Origin of the sequence: Legionella bononiensis (assembly GCF_016786215.1) — a bacterium.
In the GTDB taxonomy this organism is placed as follows: domain Bacteria; phylum Pseudomonadota; class Gammaproteobacteria; order Legionellales; family Legionellaceae; genus Legionella; species Legionella bononiensis.
In genome coordinates this window covers 1-25,219 of sequence record NZ_JADOBG010000003.1, presented here as the reverse complement: position 1 = coordinate 25,219, position 25,219 = coordinate 1, and the positions used below count along the sequence as shown (strand labels likewise).

The window sequence follows — 25,219 nt, the reverse complement described above, 5'->3', positions numbered from 1 at the left end:
AAGCATTTGATAAAGCGCTGCATTGCTTTACCAAAATTTGCCAATCAGGATTGAAAAGGATAAATAGAACCCAATTTTAAAATTTGAGTCAACTCATCCAGTGCCTGTAGGCTTTCATTCATTAATTGAGGATCGGCAAGATCTGTTGCCAATAACTCGGTTCTATAGTGTTTAATAACCCATTGATCTAAAACGTCCAATAGTTGATTCGTCACTAATACTCCAGGGTGCATGGCATCTATCTCTTGTTCATTCAACGGAACACGCAACCTGAGGCAGGCTGGCCCACCTCCATTACGCATGCTTTGTTTCAGATCAAGGTAATGAACGGAGTTAATTGGATTGCTGTTATCATTAATCAGTTCATCAATACAGTGTTTCACTTTAGGATTATTTTGACACTCAAAAGGTGCTATTAAAATCATGCTATTTTGATTAGGCAAACTTATTAGTTGCGAGTTAAACAGATAGGTTTCTACTGCATCCTGCACACTGATTATTTTATTTGAAATTTCTATCAGAGTAAGGGGGAAATCGGCTTTTTCCTTTAATGTCTGAAGTACCTGAGCCTGATTACAGAATGCCTCTTCATGCAGGAGAAATACAGATTCATTAGCAACGGCAATCACATCATTATGGAATACTCCCTGGTCTACAGCGGCTGCATTTTGATAAGCGAAAATAACCTGGTCTGAATCTAATAAGTGGCTACGGGCTATTGCTTCTGAGGCTTCTCGTGTTTGTCTTGCTGGATATTTTGACGGTTCTGGATGATTTATTTTGGTACCTAAAGCTTTTTTGCCAAAAACAAAGAGATTGATTCCCTTATCTGCATGACTTTTACATAAACGATTATGATTTGCTGCCCCCTCATCACCGGTTACGCTGGAACGGGGCAATACTGGATGATGAGTAAAGTATTCTGGATTTGCAAAAATAAAGTGTAATAGTTTTTTGGAAAAATCAGCCTCTTGATGTCGATGCAAATTACTGACTAAATTAGCTGCCGTAAAATGCACCTTACCGTCTGCAGTATCCGCACTTGCTGAAACAGTAGCCGCATTCGCTGACCACATACTTGATGCTGAATAACAGGCGCTGAGCAATTCCGGGGCTGCTTTATTCGCTTTATTAATTTGTTCTGTTGGTGATCCGGTAAATCCTAATTGACGAAGCAAATCAAGGTTAGGGCGCTGATGCGGCGGCAATAAGCCTTGTTTTAAACCCATATTGTGTAACAAACGCATTTTACCTAACCCTTGCAGGGCTGCCGCCTGTGGATTAGACGGACTTAAAGCATTAGTGGTAGAGGCTATATTACCGGCAGAAAGACCGGCGTAATGATGGGTCGGGCCGACCAGACCATCCATATTTAATTCACATACGTTCATATACATTATTCCAAAACAATACCAGGCAAAAGCTGCGCCGGTGTAGATAAAACGGGTTGTTCCATACTGGCAACAGGGTAGGAACAATAATCCGCTGCAAAGTAAGCGCTTGGCCTATGATTACCACTGCATCCAACACCACCAAATGGAAGGCTGCTTGCCGCGCCTGTAGTAGGTCTGTTCCAGTTAATCAATCCCGCACGAACCCTTTGATAGAAGTGTAAGTAATTCTCTTCACTGTCGCTTAATAATCCAGCGGCTAAACCATAACGGGTCTGATTGGCTAACTCAATCGCTTCATCAAAACTGTTGTACCGATGTATCTGAACAAATGGCGCAAAAATTTCTTCATCAGGAGGATTATTGACACGAGTCATGTCAATAATTCCAGGAGATAACAAGCCTGTATATTCTGCCTTCAGCTCCATAGCTAATAAAGATTCACCACCTGCCTCAATGAGCTGGTTCTGGGCGTGAAGGTGCTTCAATGCCTGTACATGGCTTATCACTGGTCCCATAAAAGGTTCCGGTTGATTATCAAACGGACCGACCTGTACCGATTTACATGCTCGAATAAATCGTTGGAGGAATTCATCGCCTTGATGTGTATTCGGAATGATAACCCGTCGAGCACAGGTGCATCGCTGTCCCGAGGTAATCAAGGTAGAAAGAATGGTGTGATAAACTGCCGCATTCAGATCAGCAATTTTATCAATAACTAAAGGATTATTTCCTCCCATTTCAAGAGCCAGAATCACTTCCGGTCGTTCACCAAATTGTTGATGTATCCGTTTTCCGGTAGGATAGCTTCCAGTAAAATAAACTCCCTGAATGTCTTGAGAAAGCAGTGTAACTCCACAGTGATAATCACCTTGTAAACAATTAATGACACCACTGGGTATACCACTATTATGCCAACATTGCATGACGAGTTCGGCAACAGCTGGCGTTTGTTCACTGGGTTTGTAGAGAACGGTATTTCCCGCCAGAAGTGCGGGTACTATATGCCCATTACTTAAATGGGCTGGAAAATTGAACGCTCCTAATACCACAACAACACCTTGTGGTTTGAAACGCAAACAGGCATTTGCTTCCGCAGTGGTCGTTTGTTTGGAACCGGTCCTTTCTTGATAAGCTTGTATGGATAAATTGATTTTACCTACTACAGCAGTGACTTCAGTCTGTGATTCCCATAACGGTTTTCCAGTTTCCAGGCTGATTAACTCTGCGAGCTGAGCACGATTTTTTTCAATCTGTTGGGCAAATTCCCTGGTGTATTGAGCACGTTGTTCAAAAGGGGTATTGGACCATGTTGAAAGTGCTTGATGTGCTGCAATACTTGCCGCATTAATTTCTTCTTCTGTTGCGCTGGTTCCTTGCCATAGCAGGGTTCCATATGAGGGATTGACGGACTCCAGAGTGATTCCTTTGCCTTTTTCCCATATTCCATTGATATACTGACCTTTGCCTTGCTTGATAGGTAATTTGGACATCTTTTTTCCTTATTACAATGGGGGAGCCTCATTGATTCGTATAGGTGAGATACGAAGGCTGTCACCGCATTTTACTTTCAGTAAATTAGCCGTTTCTTTGCTGATAATACAGGTGTTTTCCTGTTCATTAAATACGGCATAGCTAATTGTTGATCGAAAATCCATTTGTGTATTTGCCAGTAAATATTCATTGCTGCTGACTTCGTCACTGATGCTTTTAATCACCATAATGCGACTTAGGGCGATCGTTCTAATTTCTGTAATAGGTGCTTCAATCGTTGGACCTGCATCAAAAATATCAACATAGTTGTTATACCGAAAACCTTCTTTTAATAAAATATTCATTGCGGGTACGGTGGATTGATGGGGCTTGCCTATGACAGCCTGAGCGCTCTCGGATAGTAGCTTGACATAAATTGGATTACGTGGCATCAGATCTGCGATAAATTGTTTGTTGGTTGCTAACGTAAGCCGGTCTGCCTCTGCAAAGGGCATATGAAAAAAATGGGAGCCGATATTTTCCCAAAAAGGGGAGTGGCCTTCTTCATCAGAAATTCCACGCATTTCAGCGATAACTAACGATGCAAAACGAGCTGGGTTGTGGGCCATGAATAAAAAACGTCCTTTGGAAAGCAATAATCCGTTATTGTTCTTTCTGTATTCAGGGTCCAGAAAAAGGGTACATATTTCACTACGTCCCTGATTATCATTAACCAGACTTAGCACTTCATAATCGCTTCTTATGCCCAGTGAATGACATATTCGAGTACGTTTGGATACTTTATACGAATAAAATGGCGTTTCATGTCCTGTTTTTGCTTCAATGGCTGAAGTGCCGACAATTTTATTATTTTCTTGATCTTCCAATACAAAAAGATAATATTCACTGGCCGGCTTGCTTACGTTTTTTGCGTATGAATTACACGACCACTCAAGCCGCTTTTTAAGTAATTCTTTATCTTTGGGCAGGGTTGTCATCCCTATACCGCTTTTCTCTGCCAGTTGGTGAATCGCATCCAAATCTGATTCACGTACGCTGCGAAATAGCATCATTTTTTTAGATCCTCTAAGCCGCCTTGTGCCAAATCCGTCAAGAGCAAGGTACTAAGAGCAGCACGTTCTGATAAACTATCAAGCAATATATATTCTTCGGAGCTGTGAATATTTCCACCTCTCACACCCAGGGTATCCAGGACTGCTAATCCGTGGTGAGCTAGATTATTCCCATCACAGCACCCACCACTGTCTTTCCAGTCTATAGATAAACCTAATTCTTTTCCAATGTTTTGCACACGTTTAAACAAGCGTTCAGTCGCATTACACACGCGTTTTACCGGCCTTCCAAATCCACCATGAACAGTCAGGGAGTAATCCGTCCGTTTCATTCTATTGATTAGTTTGTTCAGTTCTTCTCTGACCCAAAACTCATCTTCTGGAAGACTGATACGAATATCAAGTTGTGCTACTGCTTTGTCTGGAACTACATTCAAGGCTTCGCCACCAGCTATTTTACCTACATTAATAGTGACTCCATCTCGCTGTCCATTTAATGCGTGAACGGCCGTAACGGCTTCTGCAAGGTAGCAAATGGCATTTCTTCCCTCATCAAAAGATCGACCAGCGTGAGCCGCTTTACCCGTAGCAATCAGGGTTAATTTTCCACTGCCCTTACGGTTTTTTGCTAAAGTACCTGTTGCCGTCATCGCGGGTTCATAGACCAGGGCTGCCTGGTAGTTTGGTGCTAACTCATCAAAAAGCATACTTGAAGCGGGCGAGCCGATTTCTTCATCGGAATTAATGATGACATCCCAGCCTAGTTCTGAGGCCATCTCTGTTTGTTCGAATGCGGATAATGCGTGCAACATTACAATGAGACCGCCTTTCATATCGGCTACGCCAGGTCCATTGACGTAATTGTCATTGACGTAGGTTAACTGTTGAAAGGGATTAGTAGCCGCATATACGGTATCCATATGTCCGCTAAGGAGGATTCTGCGTTTTAAATGAGGACGTTTACTGATAAGCAATGCATCTCCACAATGTTGTTTCGTTGTGCTTCCACTCATATTGATTACTGAAAGCGGTTGCAATTTTTTAAATTGAATGGAGTCTGCAATAGGTTTATATGCATTGTGTAACGCATTAGCCATAGTGGCCAAACCTTCAAGATTTGTGGTTCCAGAATTGATTTCACAGAATTCATGGAGCTGAGCTACCATGTTTTTTTGATTGGATTTTATTGTGTCAATTAATTCTTTATACGATTGAACCATGGTATATCACTCTAAAACTAAAGCTTAAACAATAGCTTAAATAATAGTCTGTAGTCAAACGGGTTAAATTCTCATTGAATACCACTTGAATAGAGTCTGAGTGACCAACACACCTATCCATTTCTTGAAGAATTACTTGCTTCAAGCTCTTCTTCAAAAGATGATTCCTCAGGATCTGAAGAATGTTCAGAACTATCCGTTTCATCACTGTCTTGTTTTGTTTCTTTAGGAGCTGGCGCTTTAGTATCCAAGATGGATGATTCTGAAAAGGAGACAGGCTCGATTTCCTTGGCCTGTTCGAATGCTTGTAACGCTTTGGTTTGCGAATTTTTAAGGGAAAGAATTAAATTGTCTCGTGCAATTTCGTCTTTTTTGATTTGTGAATTTAGTGAGGGGATAGTTACTGTTTCCAATGTTTTAAGAGTTTGTTCATTTCGGCCCATATGTTTGGAGTTCATTTCAATAGTGAGCAAATTGGTTTTAATTTCAGAGTCATTCATATGAGCTTTGATGGTGTATACCAGTGCTGCTATCCCTACACCAAGAGTAGCGATAAATAAAGCGGCTGGAGGTATGGATACTAGGGAATAGAGTAAAGCTGGACCTATAAAGAAGGGAATAACGCCGCTAACGGTTAAAATCAAGGGAATACAGAAAGCGAAGGTCAGTGCAGCTAAAAGCAGAGCTGGGTTACCTAAACGATCTCGTAATTTAATATGATTGGCCAGGGAAACCGAAAGCTCAAGATTTTTCGATGCTAAATTTTGGTTGGCTGTTTTTAAGCTCGGATTGCTTTCCTGTAGCAATTTCAATTTGGATTTTAACCCAATCAGTTTCGTGATTTGAGTGCTTATAAATTGTTTTTTCATTTTCAAACTGGTTTCAGTTTTTACTGCTTGCTGTTCAAAATCCAAATGTTTTTTCATCAGTTTTAAAATGACCTTCAGCGCCTCAACTTCCTGTGATGTCAGATTGGGTTTTGAGCTATTTAGATGTTTTTGCAGCTCTTCCAGAAAATAGGGGTAATTGATTTGTTCTGCGTCCTGGATTAAGTCAGCGCATTTTTTCTCAATTGCATTACGTTGATCTTTGATACTTTTCGCAAGCTGGTTGCGATTTTTTGTTGATAAAGTTTCTTCAATGCCTTCACCGGAAGTACGATAACCTATGCTGGCTTGAGCACGTAGAGTTCTTTTATCCTGATGCGTTTTGCGTATCTCGCCGCGCTCCTCAATTTCTCTCAGTTTGATCTGGCTCGTGTGTTGTTCCTGTAACAACGCTTGAATTTTCATTTCATAATCAACGAGCGAATTTCGTATTCTTTCAATAGCTCGATTATGTTCATTAAGAGTCGATGAGTGTACTTTGTCTGAAGTGGATGATGATTTTTGAGTTACTTCGATTTGGGGCGGAGCTTCAAGAAGACGAGTCAGTTTTCGTTGAAGTAACCGGCACTCAGTTTCATGACTGCTTATCTGGGTTGGAATATGTTTCAATTCACGATTCAGGCGATTTTTTAATTCTTCATCTTTCGATGCTTCTGATTGATCCTGCTTTTTTTGCTGTTCATCTTCAGCAAGTTGATTTTTATGCGCTTGAGTTTCGAGCGCTTTTTGAACTTGATGGAGATTCGTGTCTTTCGATTCGGTCAGAATAGTTACAATATTGGAGTGAACCTGTGGAATAGGGGCTTTGCTTAGAATCATCGCTTTTAATTCTGAAAAGGCAGGTTTGGTGTTTGATAAATACAGATTAACTTGTTCCGTCAGTAATTCCGGTATATTGAAGTTGGCCAAAAGCATAATCACTCCAGATTATCATTTTGATCGATGTTAGAATAATTTAATAGTTCAAGCAACAAGCCCTGCGCTTTTGTTCACCGAAAATTCAAGTAGCTCATCACAGAGGATTGTTCGTTCCGACGCAAAAAAACCTGTTTTGGCAAGGGATATCCCCTGGTTGATGAGTACTGTAGAGTAACTTAAGGAGGGAAGATAGAGTATCAATCCTAATAAGGTTTCCATGATTCCAGCGACTATATGCAAGATGGGGTAGTTTATTCTTAACTCAGTAGCCAATTGTTTATACTCCTGGATGGACTCTTTAGTTGGAGCGGCATTCAACAATTGAGATGTCCTGGTGACTACTTCGAGTAATAGTCGTTGCCCATTAACTTTTAGGTCATATTGTTGATTAATATGATGAAGAAGTCTAAGGCCGGAATTTTTTATAGCGTGTTGGTTTGTTGATAAATCATAAAGTTGTTCTTTACATTGCTGGATTCGAATGTTGATTAAACGATCGACGCGAGAATGAGGGCAATTCATATCCCGCCAGTAGATTAACCAGGATAATCGTTCATTCTGCTTAAAGGCATCATAATTCGCATTAACCAGCGTATCCAGTGCATTCCAGATAATTTTACGATGGAAATTCATGCCTCTGGCTTTAACGTTGGCCGCAGCACTATCCAGAGCTCGTTCAAACTCTTCTCTTTGTATGGGTTGATCCATTTTAATGGATTTAAGTAAATTGTAATAAACTGAGGAAACAGCTCCTCTGTCAATGGCATCACGACAGGAGAAATTATAACCGATTGCATTGTTATTAGGGGTAAGGGTGTTGATGATAAAATCAGTTAATTCATATTTAGTAAAATGCAGCCATACAGCCTGTTTTTGAGCTGTTGATAATACGTCATCTTCTCTAAATCCCATGTATTCAAAACTTTTGGTTAGCAGTTGTTTTAATACTTGGGATTCATTTTTTTTCTCGGAAAACAGCAATGCTCTGATTGCAGGACTTATTCTAAAATCTGAGACGCCACTTGCATGCATTTTGCCTTCGGCGACATCCAGTAGTTCAGTAAATACTTGTTCATACGGTAACTTATCATCCAGTTTCTTATAAAGGTGCGCACCCATAAGCGCAGTATTTGCAGGGAGAGTGATCACTGCGATTTTATATTTGGGGTTTTGCTCCAGTTTGTGCAGTTCAAGGCTTAACTGTTTTTCATTGTTACCAGGAATATCCAGAAGATCATTCCTATCAAGCCCAAGATTATTAAAATAGATGTGACAAATGGGTTGCTCGGGTGGATATTTTTGGGCATTGATCTCTAACCAACGTAAAAATAATGGGCTAATTCGCACCGATCCATTGTGACGTTGTGCCTGAGTACTGAAACGGAACTCTATATTTGAGGAGTATTTATTAAACGAGAAATGCTTGATTGATGGGAGATTAGTATCCAGTTGCGGTTTAAAATTTGGGGTAAATAAAGTTAAAAATCGATTGAGCAGACTCTCAGCCTTCGTAGGGGATAATTTATTAACGGAAGTATCCTGATGATCAGCTAAAGCTTTGGCAATTTCATTAGCTATATCGACTTGGCTTGGTCTTGTTTTTGCTCCAATTTTATTGATCCATTCTGTATTTTCAAGAATATGATTGTCATTGTGATAGATACTGTAAATGAGCTTGTCCAGCATCTTCGCTTTCCTTTGACTCAGTGTTTTATATACATCGTCGATCTGATCTTCCAGATAGGCAATAGTAAAGCTATATAAATTGCCGTAGGGATAGGTCGCATCATACTCTTTGTCCAGTTGTTCCAGAGCGGATAACCCAGGTAGAATAGCGATTAGTTTTCCTGATATAAAGGGGTGTAATTGGCGTAGATAAGCGTAGCAGTTTTGATTATGGAGCATATCACTTGATATATTCTCATTAAGGTTCAAAGCAGTACTCACAGTGAAATCAAAGAACAATATTTGATTGCATTGTAACAAAATAGATCTAAAAAAGATAGGGTGATGCCATTATTTATACAACGTGGGATCTCTTCCTGGAGACACTGGCTCTGATTTATCTATGGGTATTAATTACTTCATTCATTATGGAGTCAATGAACACGAGTATTTATGTAGCGAAATAATGGTAGTGAATACCGCTGCAACTCTTTATAATTCAAAATTAACTTAATAAAGCGGTTTCAGGTTGTGTTATGAACCATCATTTTCTTTTAGATAAATGCCATCCTGAATGGCAACAGATATTAAATACGGCAATTGACGTGATGGATAAGAATTATTTTAACCAGTTGCTGAACGATAAAAATTGGTTGCCGGGAATCACTAATCTCTTTTCCGCCTTTAGTTTATCTCTTTCTAATACGCGATATATCCTTTTTGGTGAGTCTCCATATCCACGAGTGGAGTCTGCAAATGGATACGCCTTCTGGGATAATTCGGTTCAGGAACTCTGGAGCAGTCAGGGGTTGGCTAAATCGGTAAATAGAGCTACTTCTTTAAGAAATATGATTAAAATGTTATTAATTGCTCGTGGGGATTTACAGGAAGATACGTCACAACAGGCTATAGCGGAAGTGGATAAGCAGAACCTGGTACACACAGCAGAAGAGCTCTTTCGAGGTATGATGAATAAAGGGATTTTATTACTGAATGCCTGCCTGGTCTATAGTGAGGGTAAAGTACCTTATCATGCACGATATTGGCATCCATTTATGAATAGTGTATTGGAGCAGTTATTGTTGCTCAAATCATCAGTTCAGCTAATTTTATTAGGTAAGATTGCCAATAATATTCCTCAGGATATATTATCTGTAGGTTTGATGGCTGAACATCCATATAATGTCAGTTTCATTACCAATCAGCACGTCATTGAATTTTTTAAACCACTGGACTTATTAGCATATGAATAAAAGTGAATCAACAATAGATGAACAGGAACTGCATAAGTTCGCACAGCATGCAAAGGATTGGTGGGATACAGAGGGGCCTCTTAAAACGTTGCATGATATTAATTTGACTCGTCTTGATTTTATAACACAGCAAATAAATTTGACCGGTATTCGCGTTCTGGATGTTGGTTGCGGAGGAGGGATATTATCTGAAGCTATGGCCAGAAAAGGCGCAGAGGTTACTGGTATCGATGCTGAAGGGGAAGCAATTAAGGTAGCAGGAGAACATGCTCGGAACAATGGCTTGACTGTCCAATATAAGTGTACTCCTATAGAGGATTATGAGGACAACCACTTCGATGTTATTACCTGTATGGAAATGTTAGAGCACGTACAAAGACCGGAACAGGTATTGCAACATTGCAAGCGCTTGCTAAAACCTGGCGGTTTGTTGTTTTTATCGACGATCAGCCGAACTCTTAAAGCCTATGCCAGTGCTATTATTGCTGCAGAATATGTATTAAATCTCTTACCCAAGCAAACTCACGATTATGATAAATTTATAAAGCCCAGTGAACTGGCGTCAATGGCTCGCTCCTATGGCTTTACTATGATGGATTTAAACGGTTTAAATTATAATCCAATAGCCAGAACTTCTTCTCTTGGGACTGATGTCTCGGTCAATTATTTAATGGCTTTGCGTGGAGGGGAGTAATTGCCAATAGATTTCTGGGGATTCTGAGCTATTAATGTGTTTTTGAAGAGGCAAATGGAACATTGATTTCCTCAAGATGATAATTCAAACATTATCATCTTGAATTTTTAGATTGTTGCTGAGGCAACTATCTAAGTATACTAATGTGAATCAGCTATTTTAGGTCTTAAAAGTAACTTATTCAGTTTCTTTCTTTTTGTTATATCGTTCTTGAAAACGTTGATGAGCATATTTTGCCTGGTCGGGGGTAACAACATCAATTTCATTTCCATAAATATCAACTCGAGCAGTACCTGGTTTTTGGCAGTTCAGATACGCTGGTGAGGCACTATAATAACTTAAGGCTTCTCGCAGAGATTTTTTACTGAACGGAGGAGAGTCCAATCGCTCATAAAAATCAATAATATCGTCAAAAATACCTATTTTAAGTGGTTTTACCTGATTCCCTTTTTTAAAAAAAGCATTGGGGAAATGTTCAATAAGCCAATCAATAATTTGCAACTTATCTTTTTTAACTGGATTTATCTGTTGGTTCATAGTCCTACTCGGATACATTTTAACTTGAATAAACTATCATAACTTATAGCATAATCAAGCATCAAATACTGCTGATCAGGTTAAAACATTATTAAATTCAAATTTTTATGTTAATTGTTTGATCATTTCGAATAAAAATTGTTGGCTACTTATCATCCTGTAGATGTTATTCATTTGTCCATTGAAGAAATAATTGCAGTCCATCATGTGTCCTGAGGACCACTTATATTAAGTTAAGGATTATGTTCGTAGCGCGTATTACTTTTTGCGCTGAGGAATCATATCCCCGTCACCCTCCTCACCCCATCCCCGTCACCCTCCGCATCCCATCCCCGTCACCCTCCGCATCCCATCTTCGTCACCCTCTGCATCGCTTCCCCGTCACCCTCCGCAATCCCATCTCCGTCATCCTCCGCGCAGGCGGAGGGTCCATTCTTATCATTTTGTTTGCGAGCCTCATAATCGCATTATTCGTGTGTTCTTCAATCCATTTAATGAACTTTAATGTAATGCCAGAATATAACAATTACATTGATATAATTTGCAATGTACTGTTATGTATATTCTTTTGTGGTTTTTTGGTTTTGGATTTACCCTACCTGGACCCTCCGCCTGCGCGGAGGGTGACGGGGAATCGCGGAGGGTGACGGGGAGATGCGGAGGGTGACGAAGATGGGATGCGGGTGACGGGGGATCGAGGAGGGTGACGGGGAATCGCGGAGGGCGATGGGGAATCGCGGAGGGTGAGGGGGAATCGCGGAGGGATTCCTCAGAGTTTCTCGAAAACTGGCTACTATGGTTTAAATTAATGATGGTGACTCTAATCGGTACAGGATTGAGGATATGTCGAACTTAGAACTGTCGGTATGCCCATATTGTATAGTTAGTGAATTAGTATTGAGATTAATTGCTCTAATTCGTGTAAGAGATTTCTCAATTCAGACGCAGATAATGCCAATTTTTTTGACATCCGATGTCCTTGCATCTACCTAAGCCCATGTAATTAAATGATTTTTATTTTTATATGCAGAGTGGTTTTCATTCAAGAACACAGTAAAAGTCTCAAGTACGTCCTTGCGATTATACTAATCCGTTGCTACATTATAAACATGACTTGTAAGGATATAAGTCAAGCAAAGGGATTTGTAATCAGATGGAACTGATTTGTCAGGATGACAATAAGAACTGGAAGTTCTTATACGGATGACTGCGAAAAGCCAGGGCTTGCCCTGGCTTTATTTTTTAGGCTACCAGATATCCTGAGTGTGATAAGAAGTTTTTATCAGGATAATATGCAAATACTACCGAACCATTTTTAATGGTGTTGATTACGGGCTTAGCCAAAGTCTGGGCTATTGCCGGGCATCCCCAGGACAGGCCAGCACGACCAGCTCTTTTGATAAAATCAGGTTCTACATACCATGCGCCATGTATTACAACACGTCTGTTGTATGCGTTATCATTAAAACCTCGATCCAGTCCCTGTAGGTTTAATGAATATCCTTTATGACCTATGTATGTATTTTTAGTAATGTAAGTACCAAGGCTTGATTGTTTACTTGATTCTCTATTCGAAAAATGGTTCGCAACAACACCGGAATTTTTGCCATGAGCAACATAAGTGTTGTATAGAAGTTTTTCATTACGAACATCGAATACCCACATACGTTGCTTATTTGATGGAAGTGAGTAATCAATTACGGTTAGAACTGGCTTTTTAACAGCGCCTCTTTTGTTCGCGTTTGTATATGCGGTTAAAGCAAGCTTCAAAACATTTTTGTTCAGCTTGGGAGCTTTAGTGCTTAAATGTTGAACTTGCGTATTCAAATCTGGTCCAGGCTTCGCAAATGAAGGGGTGCTGGAAGTAATATTACTTGTTAATATGACGGTTGAGATTAGAGTTAATAATGTATTCATACTGCTCCTTTCTTCTTGTTAAATCACCGTTATTGGTCATCGAAAAAGATGGTGATTATATTAACAAATGACGCAATTGTAAAATCATAAGGGTTTTCCTTGCTCATCAGGGTAAAATATTATTCAATTCATAGACTTATCACTCGCATGAAAAACCTAATTGAATTTAATTTGCACAACTTGTATTATATTGACTCGAAATTAACTGTCTTTCCCTTGTCAATTTGTACTAAATATATTCATTATGCGATCAATTTATCCTGAAAAATGCAGTTTCAGGACGAGTTTTTACTTTATTAGACACGATAGGAAGCATATAATCCACTACAATTTTTAACTAATGCATTTCATTTGTATTAGTTCTGAACTATGATCTTTTGTTGAAACTTATTATTAGAATTCGGAGAATATTATGCTGGAAAAGCAGTCCATTCATTTACCAGAAGGTTTACGAGCTGCTATTAATAAAGCTTATCGTGCTGATGAGCTTTCTTTAATAACCGAGCTTTGTGAAAAAGCGGCAATCGAACCTTATCAACGGACTGCAATTCGAGCTAACGCAATGAAGTTGGTAGAATCAGTACGCTCAGAAAGAAAGAAGAGTACAGGTATTGATTCATTTCTTACCGAGTATGCTTTATCCAGTGATGAAGGCATTGCCTTGATGTGTTTGGCTGAAGCCTTATTGCGAGTACCAGATAACGCCACTATAGATAATTTAATAAAAGACAAGCTGGCCGGAGGAGACTGGAAATCTCATCGTGGCCAAAGTGATTCTTTTTTTGTGAACGCTACGACCTGGGCTCTAATGTTAACTGGAAAGGTATTAACGCCTGAAAAAGCTGAAAATACACTGACAAAAGCATTGATGAAACTGGTTAATCGCAGCAGTGAAGCTGTCGTTCGAACTGCTGTTGATAAAGCAATGCGCATTATGAGCAAGCAATTTGTTATGGGGCGTACTATCAATGAGGCCTTAACTCGAGCGAAGAAAAAAGAAAGTAAAGGATATCGATATTCTTATGATATGTTGGGTGAGGCGGCTTTAACGTCAGTGGATGCCATACGGTATTTTGAGGCTTATAAAAAAGCAATTGAATCCATTGGGCAACAGGCAGATAAAAACTCAAACATTTATAAACGTGCGGGTATTTCTATCAAATTATCCGCAATTCATCCCCGTTATAATGAATCTCAATACGAACGGGTTATGGAAGAGTTGCCTCCCAGATTATTGGATCTTTCACGTTTGGCGAAAGATTATGGAATTGCTTTAACTATAGATGCTGAAGAATCAGAACGTCTGGATTTATCGTTAGATGTGATTGAAAAGGTATTTAATGATGAGAGCTTGGACGGCTGGGATGGATTCGGTCTTGCTGTTCAATCTTATCAAAAAAGAGCATTTTATGTTCTTGATTGGGTTGCTGCCTTAGCCCGAAGCAAAAAACGCAGGATAATGGTTCGATTGATTAAAGGTGCTTATTGGGATAGCGAGATCAAAAAATCTCAGATGCAAGGCTTCTCAGAATACCCCGTTTTTACCCGTAAAGTGTTCACTGATGTTTCTTTTCAAGCCTGTGCAAAAAAGATACTAACAATGACCGATGCTATATATCCTCAGTTTGCTACTCATAATGCTTATTCAGTTGCAATGATTTTGAATCTGGTTGGTGATTATAGAGATTTTGAGTTTCAATGTTTGCATGGAATGGGTAATGAGCTCTATGAGCAAATAGTTCCGGCTGACTGTTTTGGTATTCCCTGCAGAATTTATGCGCCTGTTGGCAGTCATGAAGATCTCCTTCCTTATCTGGTTCGTCGTTTATTGGAAAATGGCGCTAATTCTTCATTTGTGAACAGAATTGTCGATGACAATGCGCCAATTACCGATTTAGTTGAAGATCCGATTTCTAAAGCCAAGTCTCTGTTTAATAGTATGAATAAGAATATTCCTTTACCTGAACATTTGTTTTTACCTGCACGTAGGAACTCAAAAGGTTTTGATTTTACTAATCGTCACGAGAGGGCTTTATTGCAGCAGGAGTTAGCACAATTAAACTTAAATCAATGGAGTGCTGGACCATTGATTGCCGGAAAAACAACAGCTGATAATCAACAGACGGTGACATCACCTCAACAACCATCACGAGTAGTGGGCTCGGTTCAGAACTCAAATTTGGATGATGTTGAAAAAGCATTAACGCAGGCTGAATTAACCTTCCCAGTATGGAGCAGTACTTCAGTTGAAGAACGAGCCGCATGTATCAATCGGTTTGCTGATTTACTACAGGCTAATATGGTGGAGTTTTTATCTTTAGCTTGCCTTGAGGCAGGAAAAACCTGGAACGATGGTGTAGCAGAAGTTCGTGAGGCTGTAGATTTTTGTCGCTATTATGCCCATATGGCTCAACAATTAATGGCGACTCCAACAAAACTTCATGGCTATACTGGTGAGTTAAATGAGCTAAGTTTGCATCCTCGAGGAACGATACTTTGCATCAGCCCCTGGAATTTCCCATTGGCTATTTTTACTGGTCAAGTGGTCGCTGGCTTGGTTACAGGTAATTGTGTTATTGCCAAACCTGCAGAACAAACCCCTTTGATTGCCGCTTATGCAGTTAAATTAATGCATCAGGCCGGAATTCCTGTTGGCGCGATTCAATTATTGCCTGGTGCAGGAGAGACAATAGGAGCCGCTCTGGTTTCAGATAAAAGGATAAAAGCCGTCCTGTTTACCGGTTCAACCGATACAGCAAATCTGATCAATCGTACTTTGGCTACACGTGGTGGTGAAATAATCCCTCTAATTGCAGAAACTGGTGGACAAAATGCCATGCTTGTTGACTCATCAGCTTTGTTAGAGCAAGTAGTTGTTGATGCGGTAGTTTCTGCATTCGGCAGTGCTGGCCAGCGATGCTCTGCACTGCGTGTTCTCTTTGTTCAGGAAGAAGTTTACCCACGAACCATAGAATTACTCAAAGGTGCTATGGCTGAATTGGTCGTCGGTGATCCGCGTTGGTTGGCAACAGATATTGGACCTGTGATTGATAAAGATGCTTTGACTCTTTTGACCAATCATGTTGAGAATATGAAAAAAAGGTATGAAATTCTGTACCAATGTAAACTGAGCGATGAGTGTGAATCAGGATACTTTATGCCTCCAACAGCAATTGCCATAGATAATATTGATGCTTTGGAAAAAGAAGTATTTGGCCCAGTACTGCATGTGATTCAATTTAAAAGAAAAAATCTGGATCAGGTAATAAACCAAATCAATAAGACTGGTTTTGGATTAACTTTGGGGATTCATAGTCGTATTAATGAAACCGTTGAATACATCCGAAAACGAATTCATGCAGGTAACTGTTATGTGAATCGTAATATGATAGGCGCGGTTGTTGGATTGCAACCGTTCGGAGGTGAAGGATTATCAGGCACAGGACCGAAAGCAGGTGGACCTAACTATCTGGTTCGCTTGTGCCATGAGAGAACCTATACTGTTGATACAACCGCGGCAGGAGGCAATGCCAGTTTAATGTCTTTACCCGAAGATATTTAGTCCCTTTTACTTCAAATTAATTGAGTTGATCTGATTTTAGATCAACTCAATAGTTCGATCACGTTATTCAATACATTGTTTATTACAGCATCAATTTTCCTAGCTAGCATTAAAAAAGATTATTTATTGTTGATGAAATTATATACATTTATTCATATGCTATAATTTATTCATGTCCTATGACATGGATTTACGAAACGGAGAGGGGCATAAACTTATATTGGAGTGAATCATGAATTATTTACCTGATGATGATCTCGATCAGATTGTTGGGGGCTTTGTACCCATGACCATTAGAAGAATCAATGGAATGAAACCGCCGCTGGGTGAACGAGGTGAAATTGCTCGCGCGGGATCGGTGGCAGCTAAACCGCCAGTGAATCCTATAGGTTCAGCCAGTACAAAAATCGCTTCTGTTGGATCTACTTCTATTGTTCGCGGTATTAGAGTCAGATCTAAAAAAGATAAGCGGCTCCTTTAATTAAAGGAACCATAGATAAATTGTATTAACTTTCCCGTAGGTTTTGTTGATGTTTGCAGGAGCAGGCACGAAGTGATGTATTTGTGCCCTGGGTCAAATGTCAACAAAATCTAATCATATTCCCCTAATAATCTGTTATATAAATCCAATAACTTAATGGGAAGCAATGAGAATATATACCCTTATCCATATGCTATAGTTTATATATGTATTTTTAATGGATTAGGGGATGGGAGATGGACATAAACCTTTATTGGAGTAAATCATGAACTACTTACCTGATGAAGACCTAAATCAGATCGTTGGAGGTTTTTCCTTTTCACCAGTTAGAAGAACTTATATAAGACAACCGCTTGCGCCATTACAAGAAGTACCCACTATACTTCCTAATGACAGTAAACTTAGAGTTTCACCTGCAGTCACACTTAGAAATATGAATAATCGTGATTTAACACTATTTAATAGCGCAACTCACTTGTTTGCATTCAGAGTAAAAAACAGACACGGATTTTCATAATATAAGAACAATCGATAGTGTATATTAAGTTCTGTTGACAATTCATATAAGGAAGGGAAGCTTTGTCCAGGCGAATAAGGTTTCGTAAAGAAGCTCTAAAACAGCTTTCATCACCAGAACAATTAGATCAATTGATTCAAGTGGTGACTCCTCGTTCATGGATTATTGCTGGAACGTGTTATCTGGTACTATTTGTTCTGTTTTTATGGTCAATATTTGGAAGCATACCGACCCGAGTTGAGGGGCAGGGTATTTTATTGGCTGGAGGCGGTGATATCTACAATGCGGTTGCTCCAGATGGCCCTGCATTTCTTGTTGGATTATTAGTTAAGCCCGGTGATCAGGTTAAAAAAGGACAAGTGGTTGCCACTTTATCTCGCCCGGATCTGCTTCAAAAAATTAAGGTTCTTGAACATTATCTTAAAGAGTTAAAAAATACCGAATCTCAATTAAAAAGTGAATCTGAACAGGCTATTGCAAAAAATAAGAAAGAAATTGAAGCGCAGAGAGCCTCTTTAAATCAGGTAATTGCAGCAACCGAGCTTAAAGATGCGCATTTACTCCAATTATTGACAATCAGGCAGGCCGCTTTTAAAAAAGGGATTGAAAGCAGGCAAAATCTCGAAGATACCTATCAAGAGTATTATAGTGTCAAAATTGAGCTGGAAGGAAATAAAGATAAGTTAGTTGAACTTGATAAAGAAGAATCCAATTTTAAAGACCAGTGGCTGGAGCGACTCCGTCAATTATCATTAAAAATCACAGATGAAACTCTCGCTCTGAATAATCTGGTAATCCAATTGAAGATCTCCAGAGATGTGATCAGTCCGATTAATGGAGTAGTTACCGATATTCGTAGCACACTCGGCAGTATTATTAATGTTGGAAATCCTATCCTGGCAATTGCCAGTGAAGGAAAAGGACTTGATGCCCTGGTTTATTTTCCCCCTGAAGCAGGCAAACAGATCAAAACCCAAATGAAGGCTTTAGTTTCTCCAACTACAGTTGAAAAATCTGAGTATGGAAGCATCTATGGCACAGTGATGCATGTAGCAGAATTTCCGTCATCCTCACAAGAGATGATTTCTGTTTTGCAAAATGAAGAATTGGTAAAGCAATTTTCAATTAAAGAAGTTCCTGTAGCTGTACGAATTCATCTTCAAAATGATTCTTCGGCCTTTAGTGGTCTGAAATGGTCTTCTTCAACGGGACCTAAAGTAAAAATTACTTCAGGGACTTTGGTTAATGCGATGATTACTATTCGTGAGCAGCCACCCATAACATTGGTTATACCTGCATTTAAAAAAATGTGGGGGCTGGAATGAATCCTATACACAGAGTCAAAACTCCGGTGATTTTACAGATGGAGGCTGTTGAATGTGGCGCAGCAGCTTTAGCTATTATTCTGGCTTATTATCATCGTTATGTCTCTCTTGAAGAATTAAGATACGTTTGCGGAGTTTCGCGAGATGGCAGTAAAGCGCTGAATATTTTACGCGCAGCCAGAAGCTATGGTTTAAAGGCTCAGGGAGCTGAGGCGGATTTGGCTGATTTATCTAAACTTTCTTACCCTTGTATTGCGTTTTGGGAATTTAATCATTTTGTCGTTATTGAAGGTTTTGATAATAACAAAGTATACATAAACGATCCTGCTGTTGGCCTGCGATCTTTGACTTATAAGGAATTTAGTCTCGGATTTACGGGTGTTGTTTTATTGTTCGAACTCACTTCTGAGTTTGTTCCTGGTGGTGTTAAAGATACGTTATGGCACAATTTGAAATCACGGTTTTCCGGTACGCAAAACGCAGTTTTATTTATTATTTTAGCCAGTCTTTTTCTTACGATACCCAATATCCTGATGGCCGCGTTCGCAAAAATATTTATTGATGAAGTACTCATTCGTAACCTTTCGGGATGGTTGTTGCCTTTACTTTGGGGGATGTTACTGACAGGGTTGATGGCTGCTGTACTGACCTGGATTGAACATATTCATATCATCAAGCTTCAACTTAAGTTGGTGATGACAACGTCAGCTCAATTTTTGTGGCATACATTACGCTTACCGATGTCTTTTTTTTCGCAACGATTTTCAGGTGACATTAGCTCTCGTATTGCATCTAATGATCATATTGCAGAACTTTTGTCTGCAGACCTTAGTTCAAATGTGGTTGGGCTTATTAATATGGTGATCTATGCCCTGATTATGATGTTGTTTGATTGGATGCTTGCTGGTATCGGAATCTGTATTGCGTTGATCAATGCGCTGGTTTTTTTCTTGTTTGCAAAAAAAATTGCCAATCGAAGCATGCGCTTATATCAGGAGGAGGGCAAGCTGACTGGTATGGAAATGGCTGGTTTACAGGGTATTGAAACTCTGAAAGCCTCTGGAGTTGAAGATGACTATTTTCAGCGATGGGCTGGTTATCATGCAAAAACCATCAATAGCCAACAGAGCATTGAACTCTATTCAACTTTTATGTCCCTTTTATCGCCCATTTTATTAGGAGTTTCTACTGCATTGATATTAGGGATTGGAAGTCTACGTATTATGGACGGGTATTTAACGGTTGGTGGTTTAATCGCATTTCAATATGTATTACTGAGTTTCAATGAACCATTAAATGAATTGATTGGACTTGGGACAAAACTTCAGGAAATTCGAGCTGATTTGTCTCGTCTTAATGATATTTTAAATAATCCAGAAGATACTGAATTAATGAGTAAAAAGCTAAATAAAGCCAATACTTTGAATGCAGTGAATCAATTGGATGGTACTTTAACCATGAAGAATATTAGTTATGGATATTCTCCATTAGATGAACCCATAGTTAAAGAAATTAATTTATCACTAGTACCTGGAAAATCTTTGGCAATCGTGGGTTCCACAGGAAGTGGCAAATCAACCATCGCGAAATTGGCCTGTGGTCTCTATAAGCCATGGTGTGGAGATATTGCACTTGATAATCACAGATATTCAGAACTATCAAGAGAGTTGATTAGTTCAACTTTAGCTTTTGTAGATCAGGATATTTTTCTTTTCGAGGGATCAATTCTGGATAATTTGACTTTATGGGATTCAACAGTTTCCACCACGGCGGTAGAACAAGCAATTGAAGATGCAGAACTCATCTCATTATTAGAACAGCGCGGGTTGGGATTAACAAGCCCGGTGCATACTCAAGGCGCTAATTTTAGTGGAGGAGAGCGCCAGCAGTTGGAAATTGCAAGAGCCTTGGTAACCAAACCCAAATTACTCGTTCTTGATGAAGCGACATCCTCACTGGATGCCATTACTGAGGCAAAAATTTTTGCTAATTTAAAGAAACGTGGCTGTTCCTTACTGGTTGTGGCTCATCGTTTAAGTACGATACGTTCCTGTGACGAAATTTTAGTTATTGAGCAAGGGATGATAGTTGAGCGTGGAACCCATGAATCATTAATACAACTCGGAGGTGTTTATAAACGCCTTTTGTTCGAGGTGAATGATGGATAAAAACAATGATCGAATCATGGATGAAGCCATGGCTCAAATAGTATCCGTTTTTGATTTGAATGAAGAGGCGTTCACCGGTAAAAATGAAGATGAGCTTTGGATGGCCTGCCAATTAGTTTCAAAATATTTGCAAATCCCTTTGAAGAAACCCGATGTAGTCTCATCTGAGTACACCAATCATGAAATGCTTAGAGCTATAGTAAAAGCATCCGGTTTTCGGTTTCGGACTACCTTATTAACAGGAAGTTGGTGGAATTTTGATAATGGTCCGATGATTGTATTTGAAAAAAATACAGATAAACCTATTGCCTTAATACCGGGTAAATCAGGTAAGTACCGTTTTTTTAATGCTCAGTCAGGTGTTTATGAATCAATTACTTCAGACTTTATCGAGGGTTTATCCTCCAGAGCTTATACTTTTTATCGTACCTTCCCGGATCAAAAAATCAATCTTGGACGTTTGTTTCAGTTTGCACTGGTTAATCAAAAAGCTGATTGCTTCCGCATCCTGTCCATGCAAATTCTAATTGGCATTTTTGGCTTGGTAGTACCTGTTATAACAGGAATTATTTTGGATGATGCTGTACCAGGAGCTAATTTAAGTATCTTGTCTCAAAGTGTTTTTGGCATTATTGCAGCCTGTTTTGCTATAGCATTATTCAGTCTGGCTCAAAGTTTTTCAGCTCTTCGAGTACGATTTAAAATGAATTCGACGGTTCAACCTGCTGTATGGGATCGTTTGTTAAGACTTCCTGTTTCATTTTTCCATCGCTATAGTCCCGGGGATTTGACTTTGCGTGCTGCCGGGATAGATGCGATGCAAGAGGAGCTAACCAATACTGGATTACATGCGCTTTTAGGAGGCATTTTTTCCTTTATTACGTTGATTTTGATGTTTTATTATTCACCAGTTCTCGCGTCATGGTCTATTTTGCTTATTGTATTGGTTGTTATTTTAATTACCATTTCTAATATAGTTCTCCTAAAATATCAAAGACCCATTATTGAATTACAGGCTCAGTTAACGGAATTGTCTTTTCAATATTTGACCAGTATCAGCAAGTTACGGATTAGCAATAGCGAGTCACGTGCATTTGCAATCTGGATAAACATCTTTTGTAAAAAAAGCAGATTATCCTTGTTATTATCTCTTTGGGAGTTACGATTTGAGCTCATTCGAGGTTTATTCTCCGTAGTAATTTTTATCTTTTTATATGCAATGATAGGCAGTGGAGTGGTCACGCTGAGTTTTGGGGCTTTTATCGCATTTAATGCTGCATTTGGGCAGTTTTTTAGCGCGTTGTTAGCGTTATCTGAAGTGCTTTCAAAATCAATAGAATTAATTCCACTTTATGAAAGAATTCGTCCAATTTTACAGGAAACACCAGAGATGGAAGGCGTTGTTATTAACGAGTTGACTGGTAAAATTCAACTTAAAGACATCAGCTTTCATTATAAGGGAGCTCAAACACCTGTATTAAATAGTATATCCCTTTATGCTGAACCCGGTGAGTTCATTGCGATAACTGGGGCTACTGGCAGCGGTAAATCAACTGTGATCCGCTTGCTTTTGGGTTTTGAAACACCGACTCAGGGTGCTGTATATTTTGATGGTCAAAATATAAATAAATTAAATATACGTTTACTCAGAGAACAATTTGGCGTTGTTTTACAAAATGGTTCATTATTTCCTGGAACAGTATTTGAGAATATTGTTGCTGGTAGTTTATGTTCAGTGGATGATGCCTGGCAGGCTGCCAAACTGGCTGGTTTCGCAAAAGATATTGAAGAAATGCCCATGGGAATGTTAACACTGTTGACTGAAGGTGGAAAAACCTTATCTGTAGGCCAACGGCAACGATTAATGATTGCTCGCGCATTATCAAGAAAGCCCAGAATACTGCTTTTGGATGAAGCGACTTCTGCTTTGGATAATACAACTCAGGCAGAGGTAATGCATAATATCGAACAACTGAACATTACCCGAATTGTTGTTGCTCACCGCTTAAGTACATTGATTAACGCAGATAGAATCTATGTAGTTGCTGAAGGAAAGATAGTTCAAACTGGGAATTATCAACAGCTATTGAAGGAGGGTGGTTTTTTTGGGCAGTTGGTAAAAAAACAAATGATATGATGGTTAGTTAATTAAACCACTTTATAGTGTGTGTTAATTCACACTGAGTCATATAACCTACAAAAGCGGGTATCGTTCGGGTACACGTCGCGAAGCGTTAGGAAAAAAATGATGTATAATCAACACCCCTTGATGATCTATGAACATTTAATCTTCATGCCTTTTTGCGAAAAACCAGGGTACCAGGACAAATAAGATTAAACCGCCAATCAAGAACGCTTCGAAGAAATATACATTACCTATGGGAATTTGTGATGGCGGTATGAAACCGACTATCATCGCGATGACGCAGCATATAATTCCGATCCCGGCAACAAGCCACATAACGATAGTACCGCCAGGAATGGTATAGCCGCGTGGATGATCGGGTCGGGAATACCTTAGTTTTATAGCAGCTGCAAACATGATGATATAAACTAATAAAGCCATTTGAGCACTCAAATCACTTAAAATCCAATAGGCGGCATTAATAGAATCAAGCAATATAAAAATAGTACTCAAAATCGTAAATATTATTCCCTGAGTAACCAGAATAGTAACCGGTGCTCCGAAGCGATTTACACGAGCAAATCGTGCTGGAAGTGACCCATCTCGAGCCGATACTAACAATCCTTTAGTTGGACCAATAATCCATGCAGAAACACCACTCAGGCCCCCTAAAATGATCAGTACGGCAATAACTGAGGTCATCCAGGGCATATTATAGGATTTGAAAAATATGGCATAAGCATCAATTAATCCAGATACCACGCTCAAATGATCATTAGGAACGACAATTACGATAGCTAATGATCCCATGGATAAAGTTGATATAATCACAATTGTCGAGTAAAGCAGTGCTCTGGGATAATCTCGCTGTGGGTTCTTAACTTCTTCGGCATGCACGGCAGACATCTCCATGCCGATCAAACCAAACAATACTGCTGAAAAAAGTGCTAAATTACCTAAAGAGCTAAAATCTGGAAACCAGGAAGAGGGATAATTAACCGCCATTGGTCTGCCTTGAAACATCCATACGACACCAAGAATTATTATGATAAGCATCGGTAGAACGGTACCTAGAGTTGCGCCTAATATACTGACTATGCTTGATAATTTCATACCAAAACAATTTAACAGAGTAAACAGCCAAAAAAGGCTTAATGCGGTGCCTAAAAGATAGAATTTATTATTGGCTAAATGTGGGGCGATTAAATAGGATAGTGTTGCCGCTATAAAAGCCAGCATGGTTGGATACCAGACAACATTGTATATCCATTGCAACCATATGGTTATAAAACCCGCTCGTCTTCCAAAAGCTTCTCTAACCCAGACGTAGATGCCTCCGGTATTAGGGTAAGCGGTGGCCAATTCGGCTGCTACCAGGGCAACGGGAATAAAAAAAGCAAAAGCCGCTACTACATAATAAGAGATTAATGATAACCCGAGTTTGGCACTGATGGGGAGGGTTCTTAAACTGTCTACAGCAATTATGTTAATCATAACCAAAGAAAAGACGCTCAACACTTTTTTTGAATGATTCATAATTGGATCCTTAAAGGGTGCAGTAGTAAGGCAAATTGCTAGGCAGATAACTATAATAATGTGAGTTTAGTAGAGTGAAATAAAAAATGTCCATGCACCTGGATTCATCATAAATAGTTAACCATCAAATTTAACATTTTATGTAAAAATAATCAATGAGTTGCCTGATTTCTTGTTATTCTGATTCCATTTTTTGTTTTATTAATACTGAATTACATCGCCCCGAAGACAGAATAGAAACTCCCTTAAAGTGGCATTGTATTTGTTTCCAGCCACATTCAGGAGATCCCTCGTTTCACTCGGGATGACGAGGAGATATTAATTAGTTCTATTTATACCAAACCATTTATAACAAACCACTTATATCAAGCGGCGTCATCCTGAACGCAGTGGAGGATCTCCCTCAATGTGGCATTGATTTCATTTCCCAGCCACATTCAGGAGATCCCTCGTTTCACTCGGGATGACGAAGAGATA

Annotated in this window: 17 protein-coding genes; 8 read left to right on the top strand and 9 right to left on the bottom strand. The window is 39.3% G+C overall.

Going from position 1 to position 25,219, the window contains the following annotated elements; genetic code table 11:
- Window positions 1–44: 44 nt before the first annotated feature.
- The 6 genes from astB to IZU94_RS03020 form a co-directional block, all read right to left on the bottom strand.
- Window positions 45–1,391 (bottom strand): N-succinylarginine dihydrolase, encoded by a 1,347-nt coding sequence (gene astB / locus IZU94_RS03045; protein ID WP_203107895.1) that lies wholly within the window; start codon window positions 1,389–1,391, stop codon window positions 45–47.
- Between the two features lie 5 nt (window positions 1,392–1,396).
- Window positions 1,397–2,884 carry a succinylglutamate-semialdehyde dehydrogenase gene (gene astD / locus IZU94_RS03040; RefSeq protein WP_203107893.1) on the bottom strand — a complete coding sequence of 496 codons (1,488 nt, stop codon included), beginning with the start codon at window positions 2,882–2,884 and terminating at the stop codon, window positions 1,397–1,399.
- Window positions 2,885–2,896: 12 nt separating this feature from the next.
- Window positions 2,897–3,937, bottom strand: coding sequence for an arginine N-succinyltransferase (gene astA, locus IZU94_RS03035; RefSeq protein ID WP_203107891.1), 1,041 nt, complete (start codon window positions 3,935–3,937; stop codon window positions 2,897–2,899).
- Complete coding sequence (locus IZU94_RS03030) at window positions 3,934–5,157, bottom strand: hydrolase (protein ID WP_203107889.1); 1,224 nt, start codon at window positions 5,155–5,157, stop codon at window positions 3,934–3,936. Before IZU94_RS03030 ends, astA begins: the two co-directional genes overlap by 4 nt.
- Window positions 5,158–5,270: 113 nt before the next feature.
- Window positions 5,271–6,959, bottom strand: coding sequence for a Dot/Icm T4SS effector LegC3/PpeA (gene legC3, locus IZU94_RS03025; protein WP_203107887.1), 1,689 nt, complete (start codon window positions 6,957–6,959; stop codon window positions 5,271–5,273).
- A gap of 48 nt (window positions 6,960–7,007) precedes the next feature.
- Window positions 7,008–8,909: a hypothetical protein gene (locus IZU94_RS03020; RefSeq protein WP_369410895.1), complete on the bottom strand. Its 1,902-nt coding sequence runs from the start codon at window positions 8,907–8,909 to the stop codon at window positions 7,008–7,010.
- Between the two features lie 254 nt (window positions 8,910–9,163).
- Between IZU94_RS03020 and IZU94_RS03015 the strand changes: the two genes are divergently transcribed.
- Together IZU94_RS03015 and ubiG are read left to right on the top strand one after the other, a co-directional pair.
- Window positions 9,164–9,880 carry a uracil-DNA glycosylase family protein gene (locus tag IZU94_RS03015; RefSeq protein ID WP_203107885.1) on the top strand — a complete coding sequence of 239 codons (717 nt, stop codon included), beginning with the start codon at window positions 9,164–9,166 and terminating at the stop codon, window positions 9,878–9,880.
- Entirely contained in the window at window positions 9,873–10,574 is a 702-nt protein-coding gene (gene ubiG, locus IZU94_RS03010; RefSeq protein WP_203107883.1) for a bifunctional 2-polyprenyl-6-hydroxyphenol methylase/3-demethylubiquinol 3-O-methyltransferase UbiG, read from the top strand. The genes IZU94_RS03015 and ubiG overlap by 8 nt, the downstream gene beginning before the upstream one ends.
- Window positions 10,575–10,751: 177 nt before the next feature.
- Here ubiG and IZU94_RS03005 read toward each other — a convergent pair whose 3' ends face one another.
- Together IZU94_RS03005 and IZU94_RS03000 are read right to left on the bottom strand one after the other, a co-directional pair.
- The gene (locus IZU94_RS03005) at window positions 10,752–11,111 is read right to left on the bottom strand and encodes a ProQ/FINO family protein (protein ID WP_203107881.1); all 360 of its coding nucleotides are present in this window, start codon (window positions 11,109–11,111) and stop codon (window positions 10,752–10,754) included.
- Between the two features lie 1,242 nt (window positions 11,112–12,353).
- Window positions 12,354–13,028 (bottom strand): murein L,D-transpeptidase catalytic domain family protein, encoded by a 675-nt coding sequence (locus IZU94_RS03000; protein WP_203107879.1) that lies wholly within the window; start codon window positions 13,026–13,028, stop codon window positions 12,354–12,356.
- Window positions 13,029–13,440: 412 nt separating this feature from the next.
- On the opposite strand from IZU94_RS03000, the gene putA reads away from it, so the two are divergent.
- The 6 genes from putA to IZU94_RS02970 all read left to right on the top strand — a co-directional run bounded on the left by putA (window position 13,441) and on the right by IZU94_RS02970 (window position 23,218).
- Entirely contained in the window at window positions 13,441–16,590 is a 3,150-nt protein-coding gene (gene putA, locus IZU94_RS02995) for a bifunctional proline dehydrogenase/L-glutamate gamma-semialdehyde dehydrogenase PutA (RefSeq protein ID WP_203107877.1), read from the top strand.
- Window positions 16,591–16,822: 232 nt separating this feature from the next.
- Window positions 16,823–17,071 (top strand): hypothetical protein, encoded by a 249-nt coding sequence (locus IZU94_RS02990; RefSeq protein WP_203107875.1) that lies wholly within the window; start codon window positions 16,823–16,825, stop codon window positions 17,069–17,071.
- Window positions 17,072–17,336: 265 nt separating this feature from the next.
- Complete coding sequence (locus IZU94_RS02985; RefSeq protein ID WP_203107873.1) at window positions 17,337–17,588, top strand: hypothetical protein; 252 nt, start codon at window positions 17,337–17,339, stop codon at window positions 17,586–17,588.
- Window positions 17,589–17,650: 62 nt separating this feature from the next.
- The gene (locus IZU94_RS02980; RefSeq protein WP_203107871.1) at window positions 17,651–18,913 is read left to right on the top strand and encodes an NHLP bacteriocin system secretion protein; all 1,263 of its coding nucleotides are present in this window, start codon (window positions 17,651–17,653) and stop codon (window positions 18,911–18,913) included.
- Window positions 18,910–21,081, top strand: coding sequence for an NHLP family bacteriocin export ABC transporter peptidase/permease/ATPase subunit (locus tag IZU94_RS02975; RefSeq protein WP_203107869.1), 2,172 nt, complete (start codon window positions 18,910–18,912; stop codon window positions 21,079–21,081). Before IZU94_RS02980 ends, IZU94_RS02975 begins: the two co-directional genes overlap by 4 nt.
- Window positions 21,071–23,218 (top strand): NHLP bacteriocin export ABC transporter permease/ATPase subunit, encoded by a 2,148-nt coding sequence (locus IZU94_RS02970; protein ID WP_203107867.1) that lies wholly within the window; start codon window positions 21,071–21,073, stop codon window positions 23,216–23,218. Before IZU94_RS02975 ends, IZU94_RS02970 begins: the two co-directional genes overlap by 11 nt.
- A 147-nt stretch (window positions 23,219–23,365) precedes the next feature.
- Here the strand turns inward: IZU94_RS02970 and IZU94_RS02965 are convergent, their stop codons facing one another.
- Window positions 23,366–24,742 carry an APC family permease gene (locus IZU94_RS02965; RefSeq protein ID WP_203107865.1) on the bottom strand — a complete coding sequence of 459 codons (1,377 nt, stop codon included), beginning with the start codon at window positions 24,740–24,742 and terminating at the stop codon, window positions 23,366–23,368.
- Window positions 24,743–25,219: the final 477 nt, after the last annotated feature.

What these genes read in the sequence shown, in the direction of transcription:
- astB (WP_203107895.1), bottom strand. Translation starts at nt 1,391, where the DNA reads ATGAACGTATGTGAATTAAATATGGATGGTCTGGTCGGCCCGACCCAT.
- astD (WP_203107893.1), bottom strand. Translation starts at nt 2,884, where the DNA reads ATGTCCAAATTACCTATCAAGCAAGGCAAAGGTCAGTATATCAATGGA.
- astA (WP_203107891.1), bottom strand. Translation starts at nt 3,937, where the DNA reads ATGATGCTATTTCGCAGCGTACGTGAATCAGATTTGGATGCGATTCAC.
- IZU94_RS03030 (WP_203107889.1), bottom strand. Translation starts at nt 5,157, where the DNA reads ATGGTTCAATCGTATAAAGAATTAATTGACACAATAAAATCCAATCAA.
- legC3 (WP_203107887.1), bottom strand. Translation starts at nt 6,959, where the DNA reads ATGCTTTTGGCCAACTTCAATATACCGGAATTACTGACGGAACAAGTT.
- IZU94_RS03015 (WP_203107885.1), top strand. Translation starts at nt 9,164, where the DNA reads ATGAACCATCATTTTCTTTTAGATAAATGCCATCCTGAATGGCAACAG.
- ubiG (WP_203107883.1), top strand. Translation starts at nt 9,873, where the DNA reads ATGAATAAAAGTGAATCAACAATAGATGAACAGGAACTGCATAAGTTC.
- IZU94_RS03005 (WP_203107881.1), bottom strand. Translation starts at nt 11,111, where the DNA reads ATGAACCAACAGATAAATCCAGTTAAAAAAGATAAGTTGCAAATTATT.
- IZU94_RS03000 (WP_203107879.1), bottom strand. Translation starts at nt 13,028, where the DNA reads ATGAATACATTATTAACTCTAATCTCAACCGTCATATTAACAAGTAAT.
- putA (WP_203107877.1), top strand. Translation starts at nt 13,441, where the DNA reads ATGCTGGAAAAGCAGTCCATTCATTTACCAGAAGGTTTACGAGCTGCT.
- IZU94_RS02990 (WP_203107875.1), top strand. Translation starts at nt 16,823, where the DNA reads ATGAATTATTTACCTGATGATGATCTCGATCAGATTGTTGGGGGCTTT.
- IZU94_RS02985 (WP_203107873.1), top strand. Translation starts at nt 17,337, where the DNA reads ATGAACTACTTACCTGATGAAGACCTAAATCAGATCGTTGGAGGTTTT.
- IZU94_RS02975 (WP_203107869.1), top strand. Translation starts at nt 18,910, where the DNA reads ATGAATCCTATACACAGAGTCAAAACTCCGGTGATTTTACAGATGGAG.
- IZU94_RS02970 (WP_203107867.1), top strand. Translation starts at nt 21,071, where the DNA reads ATGATGGATAAAAACAATGATCGAATCATGGATGAAGCCATGGCTCAA.
- IZU94_RS02965 (WP_203107865.1), bottom strand. Translation starts at nt 24,742, where the DNA reads ATGAATCATTCAAAAAAAGTGTTGAGCGTCTTTTCTTTGGTTATGATT.